General features: G+C 71.3%; 23 protein-coding genes and 1 pseudogene. 22 read left to right on the top strand and 2 right to left on the bottom strand.

The annotated features are described in order from the left end of the window. Positions 1-71: 71 nt before the first annotated feature. From MU407_RS08010 to ffh, 6 genes are all read left to right on the top strand, one after another. A complete protein-coding gene (locus MU407_RS08010) occupies positions 72-1445 on the top strand; it encodes a folylpolyglutamate synthase/dihydrofolate synthase family protein (RefSeq protein ID WP_246956624.1) in 1374 nt (457 codons plus the stop codon). A 2-nt stretch (positions 1446-1447) separates the two neighbouring features. Beyond that, on the top strand, positions 1448-1843 hold the full coding sequence (locus MU407_RS08005; RefSeq protein WP_246956631.1) for a DUF4233 domain-containing protein: 396 nt from the start codon (positions 1448-1450) through the stop codon (positions 1841-1843). 30 nt (positions 1844-1873) lie between these two features. Next, positions 1874-2299 (top strand): nucleoside-diphosphate kinase, encoded by a 426-nt coding sequence (gene ndk / locus MU407_RS08000; protein ID WP_102236641.1) that lies wholly within the window; start codon positions 1874-1876, stop codon positions 2297-2299. A 37-nt stretch (positions 2300-2336) separates the two neighbouring features. Further along, the gene (locus tag MU407_RS07995; RefSeq protein ID WP_158239438.1) at positions 2337-2495 is read left to right on the top strand and encodes a hypothetical protein; all 159 of its coding nucleotides are present in this window, start codon (positions 2337-2339) and stop codon (positions 2493-2495) included. 141 nt (positions 2496-2636) lie between these two features. Beyond that, positions 2637-4100 carry a signal recognition particle-docking protein FtsY gene (ftsY, locus tag MU407_RS07990; RefSeq protein WP_246956623.1) on the top strand — a complete coding sequence of 488 codons (1464 nt, stop codon included), beginning with the start codon at positions 2637-2639 and terminating at the stop codon, positions 4098-4100. A 292-nt stretch (positions 4101-4392) separates the two neighbouring features. After that, a complete protein-coding gene (gene ffh / locus MU407_RS07985; protein WP_246956630.1) occupies positions 4393-5994 on the top strand; it encodes a signal recognition particle protein in 1602 nt (533 codons plus the stop codon). 190 nt (positions 5995-6184) lie between these two features. Here the strand turns inward: ffh and MU407_RS07980 are convergent, their stop codons facing one another. Then, entirely contained in the window at positions 6185-7084 is a 900-nt protein-coding gene (locus MU407_RS07980; RefSeq protein WP_102236639.1) for a DUF559 domain-containing protein, read from the bottom strand. 269 nt (positions 7085-7353) lie between these two features. On the opposite strand from MU407_RS07980, the gene MU407_RS07975 reads away from it, so the two are divergent. The 15 genes from MU407_RS07975 to MU407_RS07905 all read left to right on the top strand — a co-directional run bounded on the left by MU407_RS07975 (position 7354) and on the right by MU407_RS07905 (position 19662). Further along, complete coding sequence (locus MU407_RS07975) at positions 7354-8493, top strand: amidohydrolase family protein (protein WP_246956629.1); 1140 nt, start codon at positions 7354-7356, stop codon at positions 8491-8493. Between the two features lie 242 nt (positions 8494-8735). Further along, entirely contained in the window at positions 8736-9242 is a 507-nt protein-coding gene (gene rpsP / locus MU407_RS07970) for a 30S ribosomal protein S16 (RefSeq protein WP_102236637.1), read from the top strand. A gap of 1 nt (position 9243) precedes the next feature. Further along, positions 9244-9486, top strand: a complete 243-nt coding sequence (locus MU407_RS07965; protein ID WP_246956622.1) for an RNA-binding protein — start codon at positions 9244-9246, stop codon at positions 9484-9486. A 10-nt stretch (positions 9487-9496) separates the two neighbouring features. After that, positions 9497-10477: a hypothetical protein gene (locus MU407_RS07960; protein WP_246956621.1), complete on the top strand. Its 981-nt coding sequence runs from the start codon at positions 9497-9499 to the stop codon at positions 10475-10477. Beyond that, the gene (gene rimM / locus MU407_RS07955; RefSeq protein WP_246956620.1) at positions 10474-11058 is read left to right on the top strand and encodes a ribosome maturation factor RimM; all 585 of its coding nucleotides are present in this window, start codon (positions 10474-10476) and stop codon (positions 11056-11058) included. Before MU407_RS07960 ends, rimM begins: the two co-directional genes overlap by 4 nt. Positions 11059-11064: 6 nt before the next feature. Beyond that, positions 11065-11805, top strand: a complete 741-nt coding sequence (trmD, locus tag MU407_RS07950) for a tRNA (guanosine(37)-N1)-methyltransferase TrmD (protein WP_246956619.1) — start codon at positions 11065-11067, stop codon at positions 11803-11805. Between the two features lie 362 nt (positions 11806-12167). Beyond that, positions 12168-12518, top strand: coding sequence for a 50S ribosomal protein L19 (rplS, locus tag MU407_RS07945; RefSeq protein WP_102236632.1), 351 nt, complete (start codon positions 12168-12170; stop codon positions 12516-12518). A gap of 8 nt (positions 12519-12526) precedes the next feature. After that, positions 12527-13132, top strand: coding sequence for a signal peptidase I (lepB, locus tag MU407_RS07940; protein WP_246956618.1), 606 nt, complete (start codon positions 12527-12529; stop codon positions 13130-13132). A 30-nt stretch (positions 13133-13162) separates the two neighbouring features. Continuing rightward, positions 13163-14047: a signal peptidase I gene (gene lepB, locus MU407_RS07935; RefSeq protein WP_246956617.1), complete on the top strand. Its 885-nt coding sequence runs from the start codon at positions 13163-13165 to the stop codon at positions 14045-14047. Beyond that, on the top strand, positions 14044-14778 hold the full coding sequence (locus MU407_RS07930) for a ribonuclease HII (RefSeq protein WP_246956616.1): 735 nt from the start codon (positions 14044-14046) through the stop codon (positions 14776-14778). Before lepB (MU407_RS07935) ends, MU407_RS07930 begins: the two co-directional genes overlap by 4 nt. Next, complete coding sequence (locus tag MU407_RS07925) at positions 14775-15077, top strand: DUF2469 domain-containing protein (RefSeq protein WP_102236629.1); 303 nt, start codon at positions 14775-14777, stop codon at positions 15075-15077. The genes MU407_RS07930 and MU407_RS07925 overlap by 4 nt, the downstream gene beginning before the upstream one ends. Before the next feature lie 148 nt (positions 15078-15225). Next, entirely contained in the window at positions 15226-15678 is a 453-nt protein-coding gene (locus MU407_RS07920; RefSeq protein ID WP_246956615.1) for a YraN family protein, read from the top strand. Beyond that, positions 15679-17259, top strand: coding sequence for a YifB family Mg chelatase-like AAA ATPase (locus tag MU407_RS07915; RefSeq protein ID WP_246956614.1), 1581 nt, complete (start codon positions 15679-15681; stop codon positions 17257-17259). It abuts the gene before it with no gap. Then, the gene (dprA, locus tag MU407_RS07910; RefSeq protein WP_246956613.1) at positions 17256-18482 is read left to right on the top strand and encodes a DNA-processing protein DprA; all 1227 of its coding nucleotides are present in this window, start codon (positions 17256-17258) and stop codon (positions 18480-18482) included. Before MU407_RS07915 ends, dprA begins: the two co-directional genes overlap by 4 nt. 37 nt (positions 18483-18519) lie before the next feature. Further along, positions 18520-19662: a tyrosine recombinase XerC gene (locus tag MU407_RS07905; RefSeq protein WP_246956612.1), complete on the top strand. Its 1143-nt coding sequence runs from the start codon at positions 18520-18522 to the stop codon at positions 19660-19662. Between the two features lie 210 nt (positions 19663-19872). Here the strand turns inward: MU407_RS07905 and MU407_RS07900 are convergent. After that, positions 19873-20307, bottom strand: a pseudogene (locus tag MU407_RS07900) (M23 family metallopeptidase); the annotation flags it as partial. Positions 20308-20776: 469 nt separating this feature from the next. Between MU407_RS07900 and rpsB the strand changes: the two are divergent. Beyond that, positions 20777-21697, top strand: coding sequence for a 30S ribosomal protein S2 (gene rpsB, locus MU407_RS07895; protein WP_246956611.1), 921 nt, complete (start codon positions 20777-20779; stop codon positions 21695-21697). The last annotated feature ends 40 nt before the right edge of the window (positions 21698-21737 follow it).

Here is a 21737-nt window from a genome sequence, read left to right as displayed (position 1 = left end):
CGTCGGTCCCGTTCGCCCTCGTAGACTGAGCGCCGCCCGATCCATCCCTGTCGACCCCGAGGAGCCGCTTCGTGCCCCGACCGTCCCGTCCGGCGATCTCGCCGCAGCTGCGCGAGGTGTACGCGGCCCTGCTTGCCCGCGCCCCGGAGAACCGCATCGAACCGGACCTGAGCCGCATCACGCGCCTGATGGACCTCATGGGCAACCCGCAAAACTCCTACCGGTCCATCCGCATCGCGGGCACCAACGGCAAGACCACCACCGCCCGCATCCTGGAACGGATCCTGCGCGAGGCCGGTCTGCGCACCGGACGCACCACCAGCCCCCACCTGCATTCGCCCACCGAGCGGATCGCAATCGACGGTGCCCCCATCGACGAGGACGGCTTCATCCAGGCTTACGAGGACGTCGCACCCTTCGCGCAGATCATCGACGCGCAGTCCGCGCAGGCTGGCGGCCCGCCGCTGACGTATTTCGAATACCTCACCGCCATGGCCTTCCAGGCCTTCGCCTCGGCCCCCGTGGACGTCGCCGTGATCGAGACGGGACTCGGCGGCACCTGGGATGCCACCGGTGCGATCAGCCCGGACGTCACGGTCATCAACCCCATCTCCCTGGACCACCAGGACTATCTGGGGGATACCATCGCCGAGATCGCGGGGGAGAAGGCCGGAATCCTCACCCGCGAAGCCACCGCCATCATCGCCGACCAGCCCTTCGAGGACGCCGCCGATGTGCTGCTCGAGCGCATCACCGCGCTCGGCGCCGAGGCCGCGATCGAGGGCCAGCAGATCGGTGTCACCTCCCGCACCCCCGGGGTGGGAGGGCAGATGCTCACCCTGCAGGGCATCGCCGGTCGCTACGAGCAGGTGTTCCTCTCCCTGCTGGGCGAGCATCAGGCCAGCAACGCCCTGCTCGCCGTCGCCGCGGCCGAGGCGCTGCTGGGCGATGGCCGCACCGCCCTGGACGGCGAGCTGCTGCATGCGTCGCTGTCCACCATCACCTCCCCAGGCCGCGCCGAGGTGGTCCGCCAGGCGCCGACGATCCTCGTCGACGCCGCACACAACCCTGCCGGCGCCCAGACCCTCGTCGAGACTGTCCGCGAGAATTTCCGCTTCACCCGCACCATCGGCCTGGTCGGCATCCTGCAGGAGAAAGACGCCACCGAGATCCTCGCCGTCCTCGAACCCCTCCTGGACACCGTGGTCATCACCCGCTCGAGCTCCCCGCGCGCCATCCCCGCCGACCAGCTCGCGGACCTCGCCCGCGACGTGTTCGACGACGAGGACCGCGTGATCGAGGAGGCGAACCTGCCCGATGCGATCCAGGCCGCCGTCGACCTCGCCGAAGAGGGCGGAGACCAGTTCGGTGGGGTCGTCGTCGCCGGATCCGTCACCCTCGCCGCCGAAGTGCGGGACCTGCTGTGCGCCGACGGGGAGGCGTGAGCATGCCGCTGGATCTCACCCCCTCGACCCGCCCCCACGGGGCGCAGCGTGCGATCAGCGCCACCGTGCTGATCATCGAGGCGTTCGTCGTATTCTTCGCCGTTCTCGTCGCCCATCAGCTGGTGCGCGAAGACCGCGTGCTCACCTGGGCTTGGGGGATTGCGACCGTGGTCGCCCTGGTGCTCGCCTCGGGGCTGCTGCGCCGCGGAGCCTGGGCATACTGGCTGGGATTCGCCCTCCAGATCCCCGTGGTGCTGCTGGGTCTGCAGGTCAGCGCCATGTGGGTGGTGGGTCTCGCCTTCGCAGCGCTGTACGCCTACGGCGCGATCAAGGGTCACCAGCTCGATGCGGAGAAGGACGCGGTCGACGCCCGGGTGCTCGCCCAGCGCGATGACTGAGCACCAGCGCCCGGCCGTTACCCTGGTGCCATGACCGCACAGCGCACCCTCGTCCTGCTCAAGCCCGATGCCGTCCAGCGCCAGCTGCGCGGCGAGATCATCCGCCGCATCGAGGCCAAGGGCTACGACATCATCGCCCTCGCTCAGCGCACCGCCACCGCCGAGGAGCTGGCCGCGCACTACGCCGAGCATGAGGGCAAGCCGTTCTACCCCGGTCTCGTGGAGTACATGGGGTCCGCGCCGCTGGTGGCCCTCGTGGTCGAGGGCGTGAACGCCATTCCCGGGTTCCGCTCCCTGGCCGGTGCCACCAATCCCACCGAGGCCGCTCCCGGCACCATCCGCGGCGACCTCGCCTGCGAGCTCGACCTGCCGGTGATCCAGAACCTCGTGCACGGCTCCGACTCCGAGGAGTCCGCCGCCCGCGAGATCGCGATCTGGTTCCCCGAGCTCGGCTGAGCCCGACCCGCCGCCCCAAGACCGTGCCGGTGAGCCCATGAGCGCGATGATCGTCACCGTGATCTTCCTGCTGCTGGCCCTGCTGCTGGCAGCGGGGATCCTCGTCGCCGTCGCGCTGCCGCATCTGCGCTCCTCCCGTGAGCGCCGCGACCAGCGTGCCCCGGAGACTCGCCACCGCTCCCGCACGGGCGAGTGACCGCACGGCTCGAGCGTGCTCGCGGGGCGTGGCGTGGCTGTGGCGTGGTGGCTGTGCGCGGGGGCGGGGCGTGCCCGCGCCTCTGCCTAGACTGTCTGCTGTCCCGCCGCATGCCGGCCCCGTCGACCTCGGAGGTGACCCGTGGAGCCTGATGCCCTACTAGCCCTGATCGCCGGTGGTGGCGGCGGGATCGTCGTCCTCGGCGCCGGTGCCTGGGCGTGGATCCGGCACCGCACGCGCTCCGGCTCCTCCGATCAGCCCGGCGAGGACACGAAGGATTCTCGCAGCACCTCCGGCGGCAGCACCGCCACCGCCGTCAAGGAACGGCCCGCCGCCCCCACCTGGGATGACACGCTCTCCGCCCCCGCGCCGCCGCGACCGAGCGACGAGCAGACCGCCCCGGCGCCGGGCGTCGAGCAGGCCGACCCGGCACAGCCCCCGGCGCCGACCGAGCCCACGGGTGAGATGGCCCCGTCGGCCGATCCCCTTGCCACTCCCACGGCCCCCGCGCCGTCCGATGCGCCCACGGACACAGCAGCGCCGGTCGAACAGGACCCGTCGGCACAGTCCGCCGCACCGGCTGAGCCCGTCGCTCCCGCGGAGCCCGTCGCTCCCGCGGAGCCGGCAGCCCCCGTCGGCCCTGTCATCGAGACCCCCGAGGCGCCCGGCGACCGCATGGTCCGCCTGCGCGAGCGACTCTCCCGCTCCGGCGCTATCGGCCGCGGCATCCTCACCCTCCTCACCCGCGGCGGTGTGGACGAGGACACCTGGGATGAGATCGAGGAGACGCTGCTGCTGGCGGACCTCGGCCCCGACGCCACCGACGAGATGATGCAGAACCTGCGCCGCCGCATCCAGGTGCTCGGCACCGACGACCCCGTGGCCGTGCGCGACGTGCTGCGCGAGGAGCTCATCACCCTCGTCAACCCCGAGCTGGACCGCCGAGTCGCCGCCACCCGCCGCACCGCACCCGACGGCACCGAAGTGCCCTCCGTGCTGCTCATGGTCGGCGTCAACGGCACCGGCAAGACCACCACCGTCGGCAAGCTCGCCCGCGTCCTCGTCGCTGCTGAGCGCAGCGTCGTCCTCGGCGCCGCCGACACTTTCCGCGCCGCCGCCGCGGATCAGCTCGCCACCTGGGGCTCCCGCGTCGGCGTGGACACCGTCCGCTCCGACCGCGACGGCGCCGACCCCGCCGCCGTCGCCTTCGACGCCGTCAAGGAGGGCATCGAGCAGGGCGCCGACGTCGTCATCATCGACACCGCCGGGCGGCTGCAGAACAAGAAGGGTCTGATGGATCAGCTCGGCAAGGTGCGCCGCGTGGCCGAGAAGGGCCTGCATGGAGACACCGTCGCCGAGGTACTCCTGGTCATCGACGCCACCACCGGACAGAACGGCATGCAGCAGGCGCGCGTGTTCGCCGAGGCCGTGAGCATCACCGGCATCGTGCTGACCAAGCTCGACGGCACCGCCAAGGGCGGCATCGTCGTCAACGTCCAGCGGGAGCTCGGCGTGCCGGTGAAGATGGTCGGGCTCGGCGAGGGCATGGATGACCTCACGCCGTTTGACCCGTACGGCTTCGTCGACGCCCTGCTGGAGGGCTGAGAGGCCGGGGCCCAGGACGCCGGGGCCCAAGGCGCCGGGGGAGAGCGGCGGCCCGGCCTGAGCTGGGAGCCGGTGGCCTGGCCTGGGCTGGGAGCCGACGGCCTGGCCTGAGCTGGACGCGAGCGGCCTGGCCTGCGCCGCATGGCTGCGCCATCCGCCGAAAGGCGCATCGGCCCTGGACCGGGGCGCACGAGAGCCGACGGTCGTGGCGGTTCTCTCCCGGGTGCACCGGGTGCCGCCGCGGGGCGGCCACTACACTGGGGCGGTCCGCACCACCAAGGGGAATCGCTTCGTGTTCAACAACCTCTCCGATCGCATCACAGCGTCGCTGAAGGGACTGCGCGGCCACGGCCGGCTCACCGAAGCGGACGTCGACAAGACGATCCGCGAGATTCGGCGTGCGCTGCTGGACGCCGACGTCGCCGTCTCCGTCGTCCGCGAGTTCACCGGGCGGGTCCGGGAGCGGGCGCTCGGCGAAGAGGTCTCCAAGGCCCTGAACCCTGCCCAGCAGGTCGTCAAGATCGTCAACGACGAGCTGGTGGAAATCCTGGGTGGCGCCACCGGTGAGCTGCACTGGGCGAAGAACCCGCCGACGGTCATCATGCTCGCGGGCCTGCAGGGCGCCGGTAAGACCACCCTGGCCGGCAAGCTCGCGAAGTGGATGAAGTCCGAGGGGCACACCCCGCTGCTGGTCGCAGCCGATCTCCAGCGGCCCAACGCCGTGAACCAGCTGCAGATCGTCGGCGAGCGCGCCGGCGTGCCAGTGTTCGCGCCCGAGCCCGGCAACGGCGTGGGCAACCCCGTGCTGGTGGCCCTCAACGGCGTCTCCAACGCCCAGTTCCAGCAGCATGACGTCGTCATCGTCGACACCGCGGGCCGCCTCGGCATCGACGAAGAGATGATGCAGCAGGCGCGGGACATCCGCGACGCCATCAACCCCCACGAGACCCTGTTCGTGGTCGACGCGATGATCGGCCAGGACGCTGCGCGGGTGGCCGAGTCGTTCCGTGACGGCGTGGGCTTCACCGGCGTGGTGCTCTCCAAGCTCGACGGCGATGCCCGCGGCGGTGCGGCGCTGTCCATCACCGGCGTCACCGAGCGCCCCATCCTCTTCGCCTCCACCGGCGAGAGCCTCGACGACTTCGAACGCTTCCACCCCGACCGGATGGCCAGCCGCATCCTGGACATGGGTGACGTGCTCAGCCTCATCGAGCAGGCGGAGAAGGCCTTCGACCAGAAGGAGGCCCAGAAAGCCGCGGAGAAGCTCGCCAGCGGCGAGGACTTCACCCTCGATGACTTCCTGGCCCAGATGCAGCAGCTCAAGAACATGGGCTCCATCAAGAAGATGCTGGGCATGCTGCCGAACATGGGGCAGTACCGCGAGGCCCTCGAGAACTTCGACGAGTCCGAGCTGGGGAAGGTTGAGGCGATCATCCGGTCGATGACCCCGGCCGAGCGCAACAACCCCAAGATCATCAACGGCTCGCGCCGCTCCCGCATCGCCAAGGGCTCCGGCACTACGGTGCAGCAGGTCAACCAGCTGCTCGAGCGGTTCAAGCAGGCCCAGCAGATGATGCGGCAGATGGGTCGCGGCATGGCTGGCGGCGGCATGCCGGGGATGCCGGGCGGGCCCGGCATGGGCATGGGCAAGAAGTCGCGCGGCCGCCAGGCCCCGCAGCGCAAGGGCAGAAAGCCCAAGTCGAAGAACCCCGCCAAGGCAGCGCGCGAGCAGGCAGAAGCCGCGCGGAAGGCCCGCGAGGGCGGTGCAGGCGCGGGCGGTTCCGCGTTCGGTGCCGGAGCGGCCGGCCAGGGCGGGCAGGGCATGCCGGACCTCGGCGATTTCGACCCCAGCCAGCTGCCGCCGGAGATGCAGAAACTCCTCGGCGGGCGCTGACCCGCGGCGCGCCGGCCCGAGGGCCCGGCGCCTCTCCACCCTGCGAGGGCCCCACGCCGCGCCTCCACCTCGCGAGGGAGTCGTTTTGAGCCAAAATCTGGCTCAAAACGACTCCCTCGCGAGGCCGCGGGGTGCGCTGTGCTGTGGGGCCGTGCGGCGGTGCCTGCATCCACGGCACAGCGCCGGCGCCTCAGGCCGCCCGCTCAGCATGCAGGGCGCGGAGAAAAGCCTGCGGCCTGCGAATATCGGCGATGGAGATGCGCAACACCCTCCATCCCATGCGCCGCAGCGCCGCGTCCTTGCTGAGGTCCTTCTGCCATTGCGTCCGGTCCACGCGGTGGAAGTCGCTGTCGTACTCGATCGCGATGCGTTCTGCCGGATACGCGAGGTCCACGTAGTAGTGACGGCCGGTCGACGGGTCCCGCACCTTGAGGTTCGGCACGGGCTCCGGTAGCCCGGAGTCGATGAGGAGCAGGCGAGCTCGAGTCTCCATCGGCGACCACACGCCCTCGCGGGCTTCCGCCGTCGCTGCGACGACTGCGCGCGCCCCGGCTCCGCGCAGCTGACCAGCCATTCGCCGAACATCCTCGAGCGCCCATGGCATGACACACCCCTGCCCCGTGGTGACCAGCGCGTCGACGCAGATCACCAGGTCTTCGCGAGAGAACCGGCGGCTCAGTTGCTGCAGAACACGCACCGGATGGAAGAGATTCACTCCGCGGTGATCGAACGCCACGATTGGATGCGACTCATGCAGGCGAATGCGGGCTGTGGCTTTCTGACCGCCCCGGCGTTCGACGGCGCAATGCAGTGGCTCGCCGTCTGCGTGTGTCAGGCCGGCGGGGAGCGGGAGCCCGAGGTACTCCGCAGCGGTGACATGGGAGATCGGCGCGCCGGGCACAACGTATTTCTGCAGCGCGCGGACGGTTGTGCGCAAGTCTGCTGGCGCATCGGCGCGCGTCACGAAACCGGGCAACGGTGCGAGGATCTGGTCCGAGGCGAGGACCCGGGTGTGCATACCCTGGGCGAGAAGCTGTTTGCGCTGGTAGATCGCGCCCGGGCGAAGATCGTGTGCATGCCGCAGAGCCATGCTGTGACCCTAGACAGGGGCCGCCGCCCCTCGTCGCCCCGGACACCGCATTGTGGACAGCAGGGCACTGTGGAGGACGTATCGATGCGGGCACGGGGTATCGTGCACTGCGTCCAGCGCGAAGGAGTCATTCTGAGCCATTTTCTGGCTCAAAATGACTCCTTCGCGGGGTGGAGGGGGCCCCGCGCGCGGCTCGCCCGCCCCGCCAGCGCCGCGCCCGCCCCGCGCCGCGCCGCGCCCCGTAGGCTCGGGGCATGCTCCGTGACTCGATGCCTGCCCGCCGCACGCCCTCCTACCTGCGCCCCGCCCCGGACGGCGCGCCGGTGCTGCACCTGACGGGCCCGGTGATCCTCGACGAACAGCGGGAGCTGCCCGAGGCCTGGGTCGTCGGCGGGCTCATCCACCACGAGAAGCCCGAGCTGCCCCACGGCACCGAGGTGCGCACCCTGCGCGGCGCGGTCGTGCCCGGGCTCGCGGACCTGCACTGCCACCTCGGCATCGGAGACGGCGGGGGCGGGATCTCTATCGAGGAGGCCCGCGCCCAGGCCATCATCGATCGTGACACCGGGGTGCTGCTGGTCCGTGACGCCGGCTCGATCATCGACAACTCCCCGCTGCAGCAGCAGGGTGACCTGCCGCGCCTGGTGCGCTCCGGCCGACATCTCGCCCGCACCCGCCGCTACCTCATCGGGTACGCCGACGAAGTGGAGCCGGAGGACCTGCCGGGTGCCGTCACCCGCGAGGCGGGCCGCGGCGATGGCTGGGTCAAGCTCGTCGGCGACTGGATCGATCGTGAGGTCGGGGACCTGCGGCCCTGCTGGGACGCGCCGACGTTCGCCGCCGCGATCGATGCGGCGCATGCCGCCGGAGCACGGATCACCACCCACACCTTCGATGAGGAGACGCTGCCGCTGGTGCTGGACGCCGGGATCGACTGCCTCGAGCACGCGACCGGCCTCACTCCCGCGACCATCGAGCGGGCTGCCGCCGATGGCGTCCCCGTGATCACCACGCTCGTGAACGTCGACGAGTTCGAGACCTACGCCAGCCAGGGTGAACGCAAGTTCCCCGACTACGCGGCGCATATGCGGCGCCTGCGGGCCGGGCGCTTCGACCGCACCCGGGACGCCCTTGACGCCGGGGTGCAGCTGCTGGTGGGGACCGATTCCGGGGGAGTGCTCGGCCACGGCATCATTCACGATGAGCTCGACGAGCTGGCCCGGGCTGGGCTGACCGCCTCCGAGATCCTCACCGCCGCGGCCTTCGCCCCGCGCCGGTTCCTCGGCGCACCGCTGCTGGAGGACGGCGACCCCGCGGACCTGCTGGTTCTGCCGGGCGACCCGCGCGATGACCACCGGGTGCTGCGCGATCTCACGCACGTGGTGCTCGGCGGGCAGATCGTCGCCTGAACCGCCGCACCCCGGTCGCCTGACCGCCGCACCCGCATACCTGGCGCCGCCTCATGTGCCCCGGGGCACAGCCTCCTGGGCTGGATCCGTGCCGCCGCCACCTGGCATACTTGACGAGCGTATGTGCCCGAGCCGGCCCTCTACCCGCTCGTGCATGACACCCCGAGGACCGTCAGCGCCCGCATCACCCCACAGGCAGCGGCGGCACTCACCCGAACATCCCTGAAGGAGAGTCCACCCACGTGGCTGTCAAGATCCGCCTGAAGCGCATGGGCAAGATCCGTGCACCGTTCTACCGTGTCGTCGTGGCTGATTCGCGCAAGAAGCGTGATGGCGCCGTGATCGAGGAGATCGGCAAGTACCACCCCACCGAGGAGCCCTCGGTCATCGAGATCGACTCCGAGCGCGCGCAGTACTGGCTGGGCGTCGGCGCGCAGCCGACCGAGCAGGTCGCCGCGCTGCTGAAGGTGACCGGTGACTGGGCGAAGTTCAGCGGTGAGGGAGACTCCGCCGGCTCACTGAAGTCCGCGGAGGCGAAGAAGTCCGCGGAGGAGCTCATCGCCGAGGCCGACAAGGCTGCCTCTGAGTCCCGTGAGGGCGCAAAGAAGGCCAAGGCCGAGGAGGAGGCTGAGAAGGCCGCCGCGGACAGCGACGAGGAGTCCTCCGACGTCGAGCCCGGCTCCGAGGAGGCCCCGGCTGAGGGCGAGTCCGCCGAGGACGCCGACGCCGCCTCCACCGACGAGGCCTGAGATGAGCGCCCGCGCCGAAGCTCTGGACCACCTCGTCCGTGGCATCGTCGACGATCCCGAGGCGGTGCGTGTGACCGAGAAGTCCACGCGCCGCGGCCCGTTGCTCGAGGTGCGGGTCGCCCCCGCGGACCTCGGCCGCGTCATCGGCCGCTCGGGTCGTACCGCACGTGCCCTGCGCACGGTGACCACGGCGCTGTCCGAGGACGATGTGCGCGTCGACATCGTCGACGTCGACCGGCGCTGAGGTGCCCCGCATGACCATCGGGAGCGGTGCTGCCGCGGTGACCTACGGGTCCCGGCAGCACCGCTCCGGTCATTCCCGCTCCCGCGCGCTGACCGGCATCGCCGCATTCGCCGCGGCCGCTGCGCTGCTGGGCGGCTGCACCGACCCCGCGCCAGAACCCACCCCCGGTGCCGGAGTGTCCGACGGGGGTGGGGCGGCCCCGGGCGATCCCACCGCAGACCCCGCCGCGGAGGCTGCGCTCGAGACCGCCTGCACCGAGTTCTACGGCGACCCCGACTACACCGCGCCCCTGTCCCGGGTGGTGCTGGACCGCGCTGCGACAGCGCCCGACGTCGGCCCGTCGGACCCCTTCTTCTACACGATGACCGGTGATGACATCGACGCCGTCTTCGACGCTGCCCCCGAGGAGGCGCAGCAGGCTGCGACGGCCCTCGCCGAGTGGTTCCGCACCGAGCCCGAGCACGGCCAGGACGCCGACCGCGACGGATTCCGCGACGCCTGGGAGGGCCTGGCCGCCGCGTGCCAGGGCGCCTCGACGGCCGCCACCTGGATCATCGAGCCCGGGGAGGACGGGACGAAGCCCGCGCCGCTCGTGTGCTCGCGGATCTACGACACTCCCAGCACGCTGATCCATTTCGCCAACGCCAATGTCCTCACCTCGAACATGTTCCGCCTGGTGGGGCTGGGGGGTCGGAATGTTCCCGCGGAGCGGATGGACGATGTGCAGGCCACCGAGGATCTGCTGGCGCGGGAGAGCGCCGCGGTGGACGACGAGGCAGTGCGGGCCGGGATCGACGCGGTGCGCGTGCCATTCCAGGACGCTCTGCAGGGTGACATGTGGTCCGACGGGATCCAGCAGCCCCTGGATCAGCTCGCTGCAGCCTGCCGGGACGTCGGATATGACGTCCCCGCAGTGGTGGAGGACGAGGACAACAGTGCGGTGGTGGGCGCTCCGCGTCCCGGTGACCAGCAGGATCAGGAGACAGCATGAGCATGCGTGACGTCATCGTCGCGACCATCGGCCGGGCCCACGGCCTGCGCGGTGAGGTGGCGCTGCAGCTGCGCACCGACCAGCCCGAGGAGCGTCTGCGCCGCGGGGCGAGCTTCACCGTCATGGTCGATGGGCAGCAGCGCACCCTCACCGTGGCCCGCACCCGCCTCCAGCAGGACCGCTGGTACGTAGCCTTTGACGAGGTCACCGACCGCACCGATGCGGAGTCTCTGCGCGGCGTGGACCTCGTGATCGAGGTGGACGAGGCCGAGGAGGCCGCCGAGGACCCGGACGCCTGGTACCCCTCCCAGCTGAAGGGCCTGCCGGTGCGACACATCGAGGATGACCGGGAGCTGGGTGTCATCGTGGATGTGGAGCACTACCCGGCGCAGGACCTGCTGGTGGTGCGCGCCGCCACGGGCCGACGGGTGCAACTCCCGCTGGTCACCCAGCTCGTGCCTGAAGTGGACCTCGAGGAAGGCGTGGTGCGGGCCGATCCGCCCGGTGGCCTGCTCGAGGAGCTGCCGGAAGACGAGCAGGGCCCGGAGCCGGAGACCAGCCAGCCGAGCCGGAAGCGCTGAGCGACTGTGCGTCTGGACGTCATCACCCTGTTCCCGGACTACCTGGCCCCGCTAGAACTGTCCTTGATCGGCAAGGCCCGCCGCGAAGGCCTGGTGGACCTGCACGTGTATGACCTGCGCGAATGGACCCATGATCGTCACCGCACGGTGGATGACACGCCACTCGGAGGCGGGGCCGGCATGGTCATGAAGCCCGAGCCGTGGGCGGAGGCTTTCGCCGCCGTGCGGGAGGCGGGGCAGGCGCAGCTGGGAGAGCAGGCGGAACCGCTGATCGTGTTCCCGAACCCGGCGGGGGAGCTGTTCGCGCAGGCCACCGCCCAGGAGTGGTCGAGTCGGCAATGGATCATCTTCGCCTGCGGCCGCTATGAGGGCATCGACGAGCGGGTGTATGAGCATCTGGCCGATGCAGGCTGCGAGGTGGCTCTGGCCTCGCTCGGTGACTATGTCCTCAACGGCGGTGAGGTCGCGGTGCTCGCGATCACCGAGGCTGTGGTGCGGCTGATTCCCGGCGTGGTGGGCAACGCCGAGTCCCTCGTCGAGGAGTCCCACTCTGAGGGGCTGCTGGAGTATCCGCTGTATACCCGCCCGGCGCGCTGGGAGGACCCGCGCGGCGTGGTCCGCGAGGCCCCCGCGATCCTGCTGTCCGGAGACCATGGCCGCATCGCCGCGTGGCGGCGCGAGCAGGCGATCTCCCGCACCCGGGAGCGACGACCGGACCTGCTGGAGCCGGGCCACGCCGAGTCCTGACAGAGGCGCGGCGCGCAGCGCCCATCGGCCTCGGTGCGGGGCCCCGGTACGTGCGCAGCGGCGGGGGAGCGGCCCCGGTCGGCCCTGCGCGGTGATGACCGGCACGAACTGTGCCCGGCCGCTTGCCGTCGCGCCGGGCGCGCTGACAGAATGACCCCTCGTGCGCACCGCGCGTCCCTCTGCCTCAGGGGAGGGCGCGAGAAGCGGTCGGGCAGGTCCGTGGCGATGGGAGTCGCCGCCAGAGGCCCAGCACACCGGTACCCGGGCACGCCCGGGCCGGCCACACGGTTCCGCGAGGCCCCCGCCAGGGTGGCCGACGAACGACGCCGTCCGACCTGAGGCGGAGGGCAGGAGAAACAGACATGCAGAAGCTCGACGAGCTCGACAAGGCCTCGCTGCGCGAGGACCTTCCCGCGTTCCGCGCCGGCGACAACGTCAAGGTGCACGTGAAGGTTATCGAGGGCAACCGCTCCCGTATCCAGGTCTTCCAGGGCTACGTGATCGGCCGCCAGGGCCACGGCGTGGGGGAGACGTTCCGCGTGCGCAAGGTGTCCTTCGGCGTGGGTGTGGAGCGCGTGTTCCCCGTGCACGCCCCGACCATCGACAAGATCGAGGTCGTCACCCGCGGAGACGTCCGCCGCGCGAAGCTGTACTACCTGCGCAACCTCACGGGCAAGAAGGCTCGTATCCGGGAGAAGCGCGAGCACTCCTGATCCATCGGATGCGCTCTGCGACGATGTTCGGACGGCGGCGGCCCCACCTGCTGGTGGCCGCCGCCGTCTGCGTCGTGCTGGTGCTCGTGGCAGCGTTCGGCGTACGGACCTTCGTGGTGCGCCCCTTCCACATCCCGTCCGCGTCAATGGCTCCTACCGTCCAGCCGGGGGATGTGGTGCTCGTGGATCGCACCGCACGCGGTACCGCTGAGCGGGGAGAGCTGGTGGTCTTCGACGGCCGCGGGTACTTCGAGCCCACCACGGGGGAGGGGCAGGAGGGTGCCGACGGCGCCGTGGGCGGCCGGTTCTGGCTCAAGCGCGTCATCGCCATCGGCGGTGACCGCGTGACCTGCTGTGGAGCCGATGGACGCATCACCGTCAACGGGGAGCCGATCGGGGAGCCGTACCTCGCTGCCGGGGTTGCGCCCAGCGAGATCACCTTCGACCTCGAGGTGCCTGAGGGGCGTGTGTTCGTGCTGGGGGACAACCGCGCCGACTCCACCGATTCGCGCCACCTGCTGGGTGCACCAGGCGGCGGCATGATCCCCGTCGAGCGTGTGATGGGCCGCGCCGATCGAGTGGTGTGGCCACTGTCGCGTGCCGGTGAGCTCTGAGACTCAGGCTCGGCCGATAAGATCCCGACGATGAACGCGCCCGATCAGCACCGCACCGCCGACTCCGAGATCCCGGAGACGGCGGATCCTGCGGATGCTGCAGGCGCAGAGACCGTCGCCGCTGACCGACGCACCGCTGCCACAGATTCGACCGCCCCGGCAGGCTTCGCGGACCCGGCAGATCCGTGGGATGAGAGCGCAGAGGACGCTGCCAAGCTCGAGGACGCTGCAGACGGCGAGCAGCGCCGCACGCGGCTGCCGCTGTGGCTGGACACCCTGGTGACGATGGTGGTGGCGCTGGTCATCGCGGTGCTGGTGAAGACCTTCCTGATCCAGCCGTTCTACATCCCTTCCGCCTCCATGAACCCCACCCTGCTGACGGATGACAAGATCCTCGTCTCCAAGCTCAGCCCCGGCGTGTTCGATCTCGAGCGCGGCGACGTCATCGTCTTCGAGGATCCCGGCGACTGGATCCCGGGTGACGCCACCGACAACCCCACCCCGCGGGTGCGGGTGCTGATGGCCCTGTCGCTGGTGGGTCTGGCCCCCGATCCCTCCCAGGATCACCTGGTCAAGCGCCTGATCGGCATGCCTGGGGACCGCGTGGTCTGCGCCGAGGAGGGGGCGCAGCTCGAGGTCAACGGCGTGCTCGTCGACGAGCCGTACATCAACCCCGCCACCTCCCCCTGCCAGGTCCCCTTCGATGTCACCGTGCCCGCGGGCAAGGTGTGGGTGATGGGCGACAACCGCCACGCCTCCGCGGACTCCGCCTGGCATGAGCACCACGGGGAGAACGGCTTCGTGGATCAGGCCGACATCACCGGCCGCGCCGTCACCGTGTTCTGGCCGATGGATCGCTGGTCCGGCCTGAGCGGCGGCAAGGATGCCTTCGCCGACATCCCCGAGTCGCCGTGAGGGGCGCTGCGGCCCCCGACCTCACGACGGAGCTGACGCTCGCGGCCCGCTGCGGCCCCGGCCGCCGCATCGTGGTGGGCATCGATGAAGTCGGTCGCGGTGCGCTCGCCGGTCCTGTCGCGATGGGGGCCTGCGCGATCGAGATCCGCGACGGCACGGTCTCTGCGCTGCCCGAGGGCGTGCGCGACTCCAAAGCCCTGACTGCCCGGCGCCGCGAAGCGCTCATCGAACCGATTCAGCATGCGGCCCTCGCGACCGCCGTCGGCTGGGCCGGACCGGAGGAGATCGACGAGGCCGGGATCGTCACCGCCCTCACCCGCGCCGCCCTGCGCGCCCTCGCGCAGATCGAGGAGCAGACCGGGGAGGTGGATGCGGTCCTGCTCGATGGCAGCGTGGATGTCCTCACCCCCGTGCTCGCCGCCGCGGAGGGCACGGTGCCGCACGTTGAGCTGCGCGTCAAGGCCGATCGGGACTGCGCATCGGTCGCCGCGGCGAGCATCCTGGCGAAGGTCGCGCGGGATACGCGGATGGCCGAGCTGGCTGAGGAGACGCCGGAGTACGGCTGGGCCTCGAACAAGGGCTACGGATCGGCGGTGCACCGCGAGGCGATCGACCGCCTGGGCCCGCACGCCCAGCATCGGCGCTCCTGGCGCCTGGGCTCGGCAGGGCCTGCACCTGGCGTACTGTGGGAGGCCCCGCCGTCTGGGCACGACAGGGAGGAGAGTCGGTGAGCTCCCAGGACCTCGAGAACTACGAGTCCGATCTCGAACTGCAGCTGTTCCGCGAATACCGCGACGTGGTCAGTCTGTTCACCTACGTGGTGGAGACCGAGCGCCGCTTCTACCTCGCCAACCAGGTGGACCTGCAGGTCCGCTCCGCCGGCGGCGAGGTGTTCTACGAGCTGCGCCTGGCCGATGTGTGGGTGTGGGACATTTACCGCTCGAACCGCTTCGTGCGCTCCGTGCGCGTGGTGACGTTCAAGGACGTCAACATCGAGGAGCTCAACAAGCAGGATCTCTCCCTGCCCTGACGGCCCGACGGGCAGCGTCGGGGCTGCGGTACAGGGATCGAGCGGCGCGGGAGCCGGGCGCTGCGACCTCTCCTCCACAATGCCCCGTCATCCACAATCTGAGCGGTGACCTATCGCACTGTGCCCCGCTCCGGCCACGCTGGCGGGCATGGATGCACTGACGAAGACCCAGCCCCCGACCGCCGGACTGCACCCACCGCAGCCCCTAGACCCCACCGCCGCGACACCCCCGCGGGCCGTGCGGGCGATGAGCACCCGCGAACTCGGCGCCGTCGGCGAGCAGCTGGTCGCCGAACGCCTCGCCGCCCAGGGCTGGCAGATCATCGAACGCAATGTGCGCTTGCGGCACGGAGAGATGGACATCATCGCCCTGGACGGCACCACCCTCGTGTTCTGCGAGGTCAAGACCCGCCGCAGCTTCGTCACCGGCGTCCCGCAGGCCGCCGTGACCGGCCAGAAGCTGCGGCGTCTGCGCCTGCTGGCCGGGCAGTACCTCATGGAGCAGCAGATCCCGCACCGCGATGTGCGCATCGACGTGATCGCCGTTCACGCCCACCCCGAAGGGACCTTCACGCTTGAGCATCTACGGGCGGTGGGCTGAATGGGGCACGCCAGCACCCTGTCCGTCAGCCTCACAGGCCTGGACGGCTCCATGGTGGAGGTCGAGGCCGATGTCTCCCCGGGCCTGCCCGCCTTCGCGCTGGTGGGCCTGCCGGACTCCTCGACGTTGCAGGCCAAGGATCGGGTGCGCGCCGCTGCGGCCCGCTGCGGTCTGCATCTGGCCCAGCGTCGCATCACGGTGAACCTCTCCCCGGCCTGGCAGCCTAAGCACGGGTCCGGGTTCGACCTCGCGATCGCGGTGGCGGTCCTCGCCGCGCAGGAGGATCTGCCGCAGCCACCGCCCCCGGACACGGTGCTGCTGGGGGAGCTGGGGCTGGACGGGGTTCTGCGCCCGATCCCCGGGGTGCTTCCCGCCCTGCTGGCCGCCCGTGACGCCGGGGCACGGCGGGCCGTGGTCCCCGCTGGCAACCTGCCGGAGGCGCAGCTCGTGGAGGGCCTGGACGTGGAGGGGGCCGAGCACCTCGCGACCTTGCTGCTGCGCTGGGGTGCTGATATCCCTCCGCCCCCGGACCGGGAGGAGATCCCGGGCACCGGGGGCGCCGCCCCGCGTGAGGACGGTTCCGCGGTGCGTGAGGACACCGCGACCGGTGACGTGCCGGGCGGACATAGTCCGGATTTCGCCGATGTGATCGGGCAGGCACAGGCGCGGCTTGCCGCGGAGGTCGCCGCCGCCGGTGCGCACCACCTGCTGCTGGTGGGCCCGCCCGGGGCGGGCAAAACCATGATCGCCTCCCGCTTGCCGGGAATCCTGCCCCCGCTGGGGACCGAGGATGCTCTGGCCGTCTCCGCGATCCATTCGCTCTCCGGTGGTTTCGACGCGCGCGGTGGCCTGCTGCGCACACCCCCGTTCGAGAGCCCGCACCACACCGCGAGCGCCGCTGCTGTGGTCGGAGGTGGGGCCGGGATCGCTCGCCCCGGTGCGATCTCTCGTGCCCACGCCGGGGTGCTGTTCCTCGATGAGGCCCCGGAGTTCTCCGCCCGCGTGCTAGAGGCGCTGCGTGAACCCCTCGAAACCGGGGACGTCACCTTGCATCGCACCCGCAGCGTCACCCGGTACCCCGCCCGCTTCCAGCTCGTACTGGCCGCGAACCCGTGCCCCTGTGGGAAGGCGTGGGGCAAGGGCGCTGACTGCTCGTGCAGCCCGCTGCAGCGCCGCCGCTACCTCTCGCGGCTGTCCGGCCCGGTCCTGGACCGCGTGGACATGCGCCTGCACGTGGGGCCGGCCGATTTCCACCGCACCGCAGGTGAGGACACCGAACCCAGTGCGGCGATCGCGGCGCGCGTCGCCGCAGCCCGGGAGAGACAGGCAGCCCGCTATGCCGGACGGCCCTGGTCCACCAACGCCCATCTGCCCGGACCGCTGCTACGCGGGGAGTTCGCCCCCGCCCCGGCCGAACGCCGCCTCCTCGAGCACGCGGTGGCCCAGGGCCGCCTGACCCTGCGCGGCCATGACCGGGTGCTGCGCCTGGCCTGGACTCTCGCGGACCTCGCCGGTGCCGACGCCCCCGCGGCCGATCACATCGGCCTCGCCCTCACCTTGCGCGAAGGAGACCGACGATGACCAGCTCCGCCATCGACACCCGCAGCTCCCGCACCGCGGCAGCCGCGGAACGGACTGCGCGCCTGACCTGGTCGCTGATCGCCGAACCCTCCGACCCCGTCGCTCACCTGGCTCGCTCCGTGCTCGGGCCGGCAGCGGCCCTCGAGGCCGCGCGGGAGGCCACCGATCATGAGCTGCTCGAGGCCCTCGGTGGCACCCTGCCGAGCGACGCCGCAGATCCGTCCCCCGGCAGTCACCGCTCCCGCGCCGCGAAAGCCTTGGCCCGCTGGCGTGCCCGCCTGAAGGTCGTGGACCTGCCGCGCGCGCTCGCCGATGCTGAGCGACGCGGCATCCGCGTCATCACCCCCGCAGATGAGGAATGGCCGATGATGCTCGGGGACCTCGAGCACACCGCTCCGCACTGCCTGTGGCTGCATGGGCCCGGACTCCTCGACGAGCTCATCACGCCCCGGAGCATCGCCCTGGTGGGCTCACGCGCCTCGACCCCGTACGGCGAGGACACCGCCGGGTCGCTGGCCGCAGCCTTCGCCGCACACGGCGGCACTGTCGTCTCCGGCGGCGCCTACGGCATCGACGCCGCCGCCCACCGTGGGGCGCTCGCCGCCTCCGATGGCGCAACGATCGCGGTGCTCGCCGGGGGACTGGACCGCCTCTATCCGCGCGGCAACACGACGCTTCTCGAACGCATCCGGGAGCGGCACCTGCTGGTCAGTGAAGCCCCGCCGGGCACGGCGCCCACGCGCTGGCGGTTCCTGGCACGCAACCGGCTGATCGCCGCCCTCTCTCAGGCAACCGTGGTGGTCGAGGCGTCTTGGCGTTCGGGAGCGCTGTCCACCGCGCGCCATGCCGATGACCTCTCCCGTCCCGTCGGCGCGGTCCCGGGCCCGGTGACCTCCGCGGCGAGCGCCGGCTGCCACCGGATCATCCGCGAGCGCGGGGCCGTGCTCATCACCGAAGGACAGGACGTGCAGGACCTCCTGCCAGGCGGACCGGCGGCAGGGGAGGGGGCCTTCGCCCGCCAAGATGCACTGGATCTGCTGACCCCGGCGGATCGGCGCGTGCTGGATGCGGTCCCGCCACGTTCTGCGCTCTCTGCGGAGCGCATCGCCCAGGAGATCGGCTTCAGTCCCGTCGATGTCCAGGCGGCACTCGCTCGCCTGGATCTGATGGGGCACGTGGAACGGTCCGGGGGCCGGGTCCGACGCGCCCGGGCACGGTCCTGAGAGTCTTCGCGGAACGGTCTGCGGGAGACTGGATGTCATGCCCGCACCGTCCGTTCAGCCGCCCTCGCAGCCTGAGGCTGCGGTGCTCGACGCCTTCATCGAGCACCTACGGCTCGAGCGCGGGCGCTCCGAGCACACCGTGCGGGCCTACCGACGCGAGGCCGCGGGACTGCTCACCCACCTGCGCGACCAGGAGCGGATCCCCCTGGCAGAGCTCGACGTCACCGCCCTGCGGGCCTGGCTCGGTGCGCGCGCCGAGACCGGTGCAAGTGCCAGCACGCTCGCCCGTTCTGCTGCGGCAGCCCGTACCTTCACCACCTGGCTCGCCGCCACCGGGCGGATCCCGCATGACGTCGGCGGGCGGCTGCGTGCCCCAAAGCGTGGCCGCCACCTGCCCGCCGTCCTCACTGGGGCGCAGGCGAAGCAGCTCCTCGACCAGGCAGGGGAAAGCAGCGCTGGCGAGAACGGAGCCGCGGGCGAGAATGGAGCTGCGGACAGCGACAGACACAGCCAACACCCTGGAGGGGACCACGCCGGGACAACCCGGTCGACCTCGAATAATGGGACCCCGGCGAATAATCGGATCCCGGCGAATAATGGGGCCCCGGCCGTGGCCGCGCTGAACTCTCTGGACCGCCCCGCCGAGGACCCGCTCGCGCAGGCGATCCAGCTGCGCGATGCCGCGGTCCTCGAACTGCTCTACTCCTCCGGCCTGCGCGTCTCCGAGCTGGTGGCACTCAACCTGCCGGGCATCGACGCCACCGCCCGCACCGTGCGCGTGCGCGGCAAGGGCGACAAAGAGCGCATCGTCCCCGTCGGCCGCCTCGCCGTGGAGGCAGTGGAGCGCTGGGTGCGCGAGGGCAGGCCCGTCGTCCTGGAGAATGCATCAGCCGCGACCGCGGGCCCCGCCCTGTTCCTCGGGGTGCGCGGAGGCCGACTCGGCGATCGGGCCGTCCGCACCCTCGTGGACCGGCATGCCGCCGCCGCCGGGGTCGAACGCCACATCACCCCCCACACGCTGCGCCACAGCGCCGCCACCCACCTCGTCGAAGGCGGAGCGGACCTGCGCAGCGTCCAGGATTTCCTCGGGCACTCCTCGCTCGCCACCACCCAGATCTACACGCATGTCAGCGCCGAGCGACTGCGCCGCACCGTCGAGCAAGCCCACCCGCGCGCCTGACCCTGCTCCCGCCACGCCCCTCGACGTTCCCGCCGCAGGCCCCGACGCTCCCGCGATAGCGCCTGACCCTGCGCTCACACCAGAGCCCGCGCCAGCCCCGCCGCTCCAGGGCAGCAGCACGCTCGGCCCTCGCATCCCCAGCAGCAGCAAGGGGTCCACATAGTCCGCACCCCGCCGCGCCCCCAGATGCATGCACAGCTGCCCCGGACAGTGCCCCGGCGCCGAGCCCGGCTCCACCGTCCCCAGCACGTCCCCGGCCTGGACCTGCTGACCCCGTCGGACCGTCCCTGCCACCGGCTCATAGGTCGAGATCAGCCCGTCGGCATGCGTCACCGAGACCACCCCGCGCCCCGCCACCATCCCCACGAAGCGCACCACCCCGTCCTCCACCGCGCGCACGGATGCCCCGGCTGCGGGCACGGCCAGGTCGATCCCTCGATGCCCGGGGCCATACCGGCTCTCCGGTGCCTCGAAACCCCGCACCACCTCCGGCCGCGGCACAAGCGGCCAGATCCACCGCGCCGACGATGCCGGTGAGTCCTCCGCCCCGCCCAGGCCATCGGCACCGCCCACGCCATCGGCACCGTCCACGCCATCGGCGAGAGCCGCTGACGGCAGCAGACAGATGACGAGCGCCAGACCCATGAGGACGGCGCGCAGCAGGGTGCGAGGACGGGGGAGAGCATGTGGTGCAGTCATGCCGAGAGCCTGCCGGTCCGGCGCCTGGCTCCGCTGCCGTGCCGCCCGGATTGTGGATGAAGGGGCATTGTGGAGGAGAGGTCGCCCCGGCACCCGGCACCCGGCCACCGGTCACCCCGGCACCCGCCCACAGGTGACGCATCACGCGCGCACGGCGAGCCCAGCGTCGGATAGACTCGCCGCAGCATCCGGTCCGTCCGGATGACTTCGCGTGCCCACCAGGGCTCGTCGGCCATCGGTCCTGACCCACCACCCGCATCCGGGCGGCGGCGAGGGCGGCAGACCACCCGGGCACCAGGCCCCGCACCATCCGGTGGCGGGGGAAGAACCGAGAAAGCAGGTCCTGCGCGAGGACCGCGGACGCCCACCGGGCGCGTCGCGCGAGCCCAGGATCGGAAGACAAGAGGACACCATCATGGCAGTCGTCACCATGCGCCAGCTCCTGGAGAGCGGCGTCCACTTCGGCCACCAGACCCGTCGCTGGAACCCCAAGGTCCGTCGCTTCATCTTCACCGAGCGCAACGGCATCTACATCGTCGATCTGATGCAGACGCTCGAGTACATCGACAAGGCCTTCGACTTCGTCAAGCAGACCGTGGCCCACGGCGGCACCGTGCTGTTCGTCGGCACCAAGAAGCAGGCCCAGGAGTCCGTCCAGGAGCAGGCCACCCGCGTGGGCATGCCCTACGTGAACCAGCGCTGGCTGGGCGGCATGCTCACCAACCTGCAGACCGTCTCCCAGCGGGTCAACCGCCTCAAGGAGCTCGAGCAGATCGACTTCGACGATGTGGCCTCCTCCGGCCGCACCAAGAAGGAGCTGCTCATGATGCGCCGCGAGAAGGAGAAGCTCGAGAAGACCCTCGGCGGCATCCGCGACATGGGCAAGGCTCCCTCCGCCCTGTGGGTCGTGGACACCAACAAGGAGCACCTCGCCGTCGACGAGGCGCAGAAGCTGAGCATCCCGGTCGTCGCGATCCTGGACACCAACTGCGACCCCGACGAGATCACCTACCCGATCCCCGGCAACGACGACGCCATCCGCTCGGTCACCCTGCTGACCCGCGTGATCGCCGACGCCGTCGCCGCCGGCCTGCAGGAGCGCCACAGCGCCTCCTCCGGTGGCGAGAAGAACGTCTCCGCCGTGGACGCTGAGCCGCTGGCCGAGTGGGAGCAGGAGCTGCTCAAGCAGTCCGAGGTCCAGCAGCAGGACGCCCCCGCTGAGGAGTCCGTCGCCTCGACCGAGGACAAGCCGGCCCAGGACGCCCCCGCCGACCAGGCCCCGGCCGACGAGAAGTCCGAGCAGGAGAAGCCCGCCGAGGCTCCCACCGCCGAGTGACCCGCGGGCCCGAGGGCGATACCGTCGTCCTCGGGCCCCA

It is taken from the genome of Brachybacterium sp. Marseille-Q7125 (assembly GCF_023062615.1).
Classification (GTDB): domain Bacteria; phylum Actinomycetota; class Actinomycetes; order Actinomycetales; family Dermabacteraceae; genus Brachybacterium.
This window is presented reverse-complemented; position numbering and strand designations above follow the sequence as displayed.

Bases quoted from the DNA above. Each gene is read 5' to 3' on its own strand.
- rplS (WP_102236632.1), top strand. From the start codon at position 12,168: ATGCAGAAGCTCGACGAGCTCGACAAGGCCTCGCTGCGCGAGGACCTT.
- MU407_RS07975 (WP_246956629.1), top strand. From the start codon at position 7,354: ATGCCTGCCCGCCGCACGCCCTCCTACCTGCGCCCCGCCCCGGACGGC.
- dprA (WP_246956613.1), top strand. From the start codon at position 17,256: ATGACCAGCTCCGCCATCGACACCCGCAGCTCCCGCACCGCGGCAGCC.
- MU407_RS07965 (WP_246956622.1), top strand. From the start codon at position 9,244: ATGAGCGCCCGCGCCGAAGCTCTGGACCACCTCGTCCGTGGCATCGTC.
- MU407_RS08005 (WP_246956631.1), top strand. From the start codon at position 1,448: ATGCCGCTGGATCTCACCCCCTCGACCCGCCCCCACGGGGCGCAGCGT.
- MU407_RS07995 (WP_158239438.1), top strand. From the start codon at position 2,337: ATGAGCGCGATGATCGTCACCGTGATCTTCCTGCTGCTGGCCCTGCTG.
- MU407_RS07960 (WP_246956621.1), top strand. From the start codon at position 9,497: ATGACCATCGGGAGCGGTGCTGCCGCGGTGACCTACGGGTCCCGGCAG.
- MU407_RS07915 (WP_246956614.1), top strand. From the start codon at position 15,679: ATGGGGCACGCCAGCACCCTGTCCGTCAGCCTCACAGGCCTGGACGGC.
- lepB (WP_246956617.1), top strand. From the start codon at position 13,163: ATGAACGCGCCCGATCAGCACCGCACCGCCGACTCCGAGATCCCGGAG.
- MU407_RS07980 (WP_102236639.1), bottom strand. From the start codon at position 7,084: ATGGCTCTGCGGCATGCACACGATCTTCGCCCGGGCGCGATCTACCAG.
- rpsB (WP_246956611.1), top strand. From the start codon at position 20,777: ATGGCAGTCGTCACCATGCGCCAGCTCCTGGAGAGCGGCGTCCACTTC.
- lepB (WP_246956618.1), top strand. From the start codon at position 12,527: ATGCGCTCTGCGACGATGTTCGGACGGCGGCGGCCCCACCTGCTGGTG.
- MU407_RS07920 (WP_246956615.1), top strand. From the start codon at position 15,226: ATGGATGCACTGACGAAGACCCAGCCCCCGACCGCCGGACTGCACCCA.
- rimM (WP_246956620.1), top strand. From the start codon at position 10,474: ATGAGCATGCGTGACGTCATCGTCGCGACCATCGGCCGGGCCCACGGC.
- MU407_RS07905 (WP_246956612.1), top strand. From the start codon at position 18,520: ATGCCCGCACCGTCCGTTCAGCCGCCCTCGCAGCCTGAGGCTGCGGTG.
- ndk (WP_102236641.1), top strand. From the start codon at position 1,874: ATGACCGCACAGCGCACCCTCGTCCTGCTCAAGCCCGATGCCGTCCAG.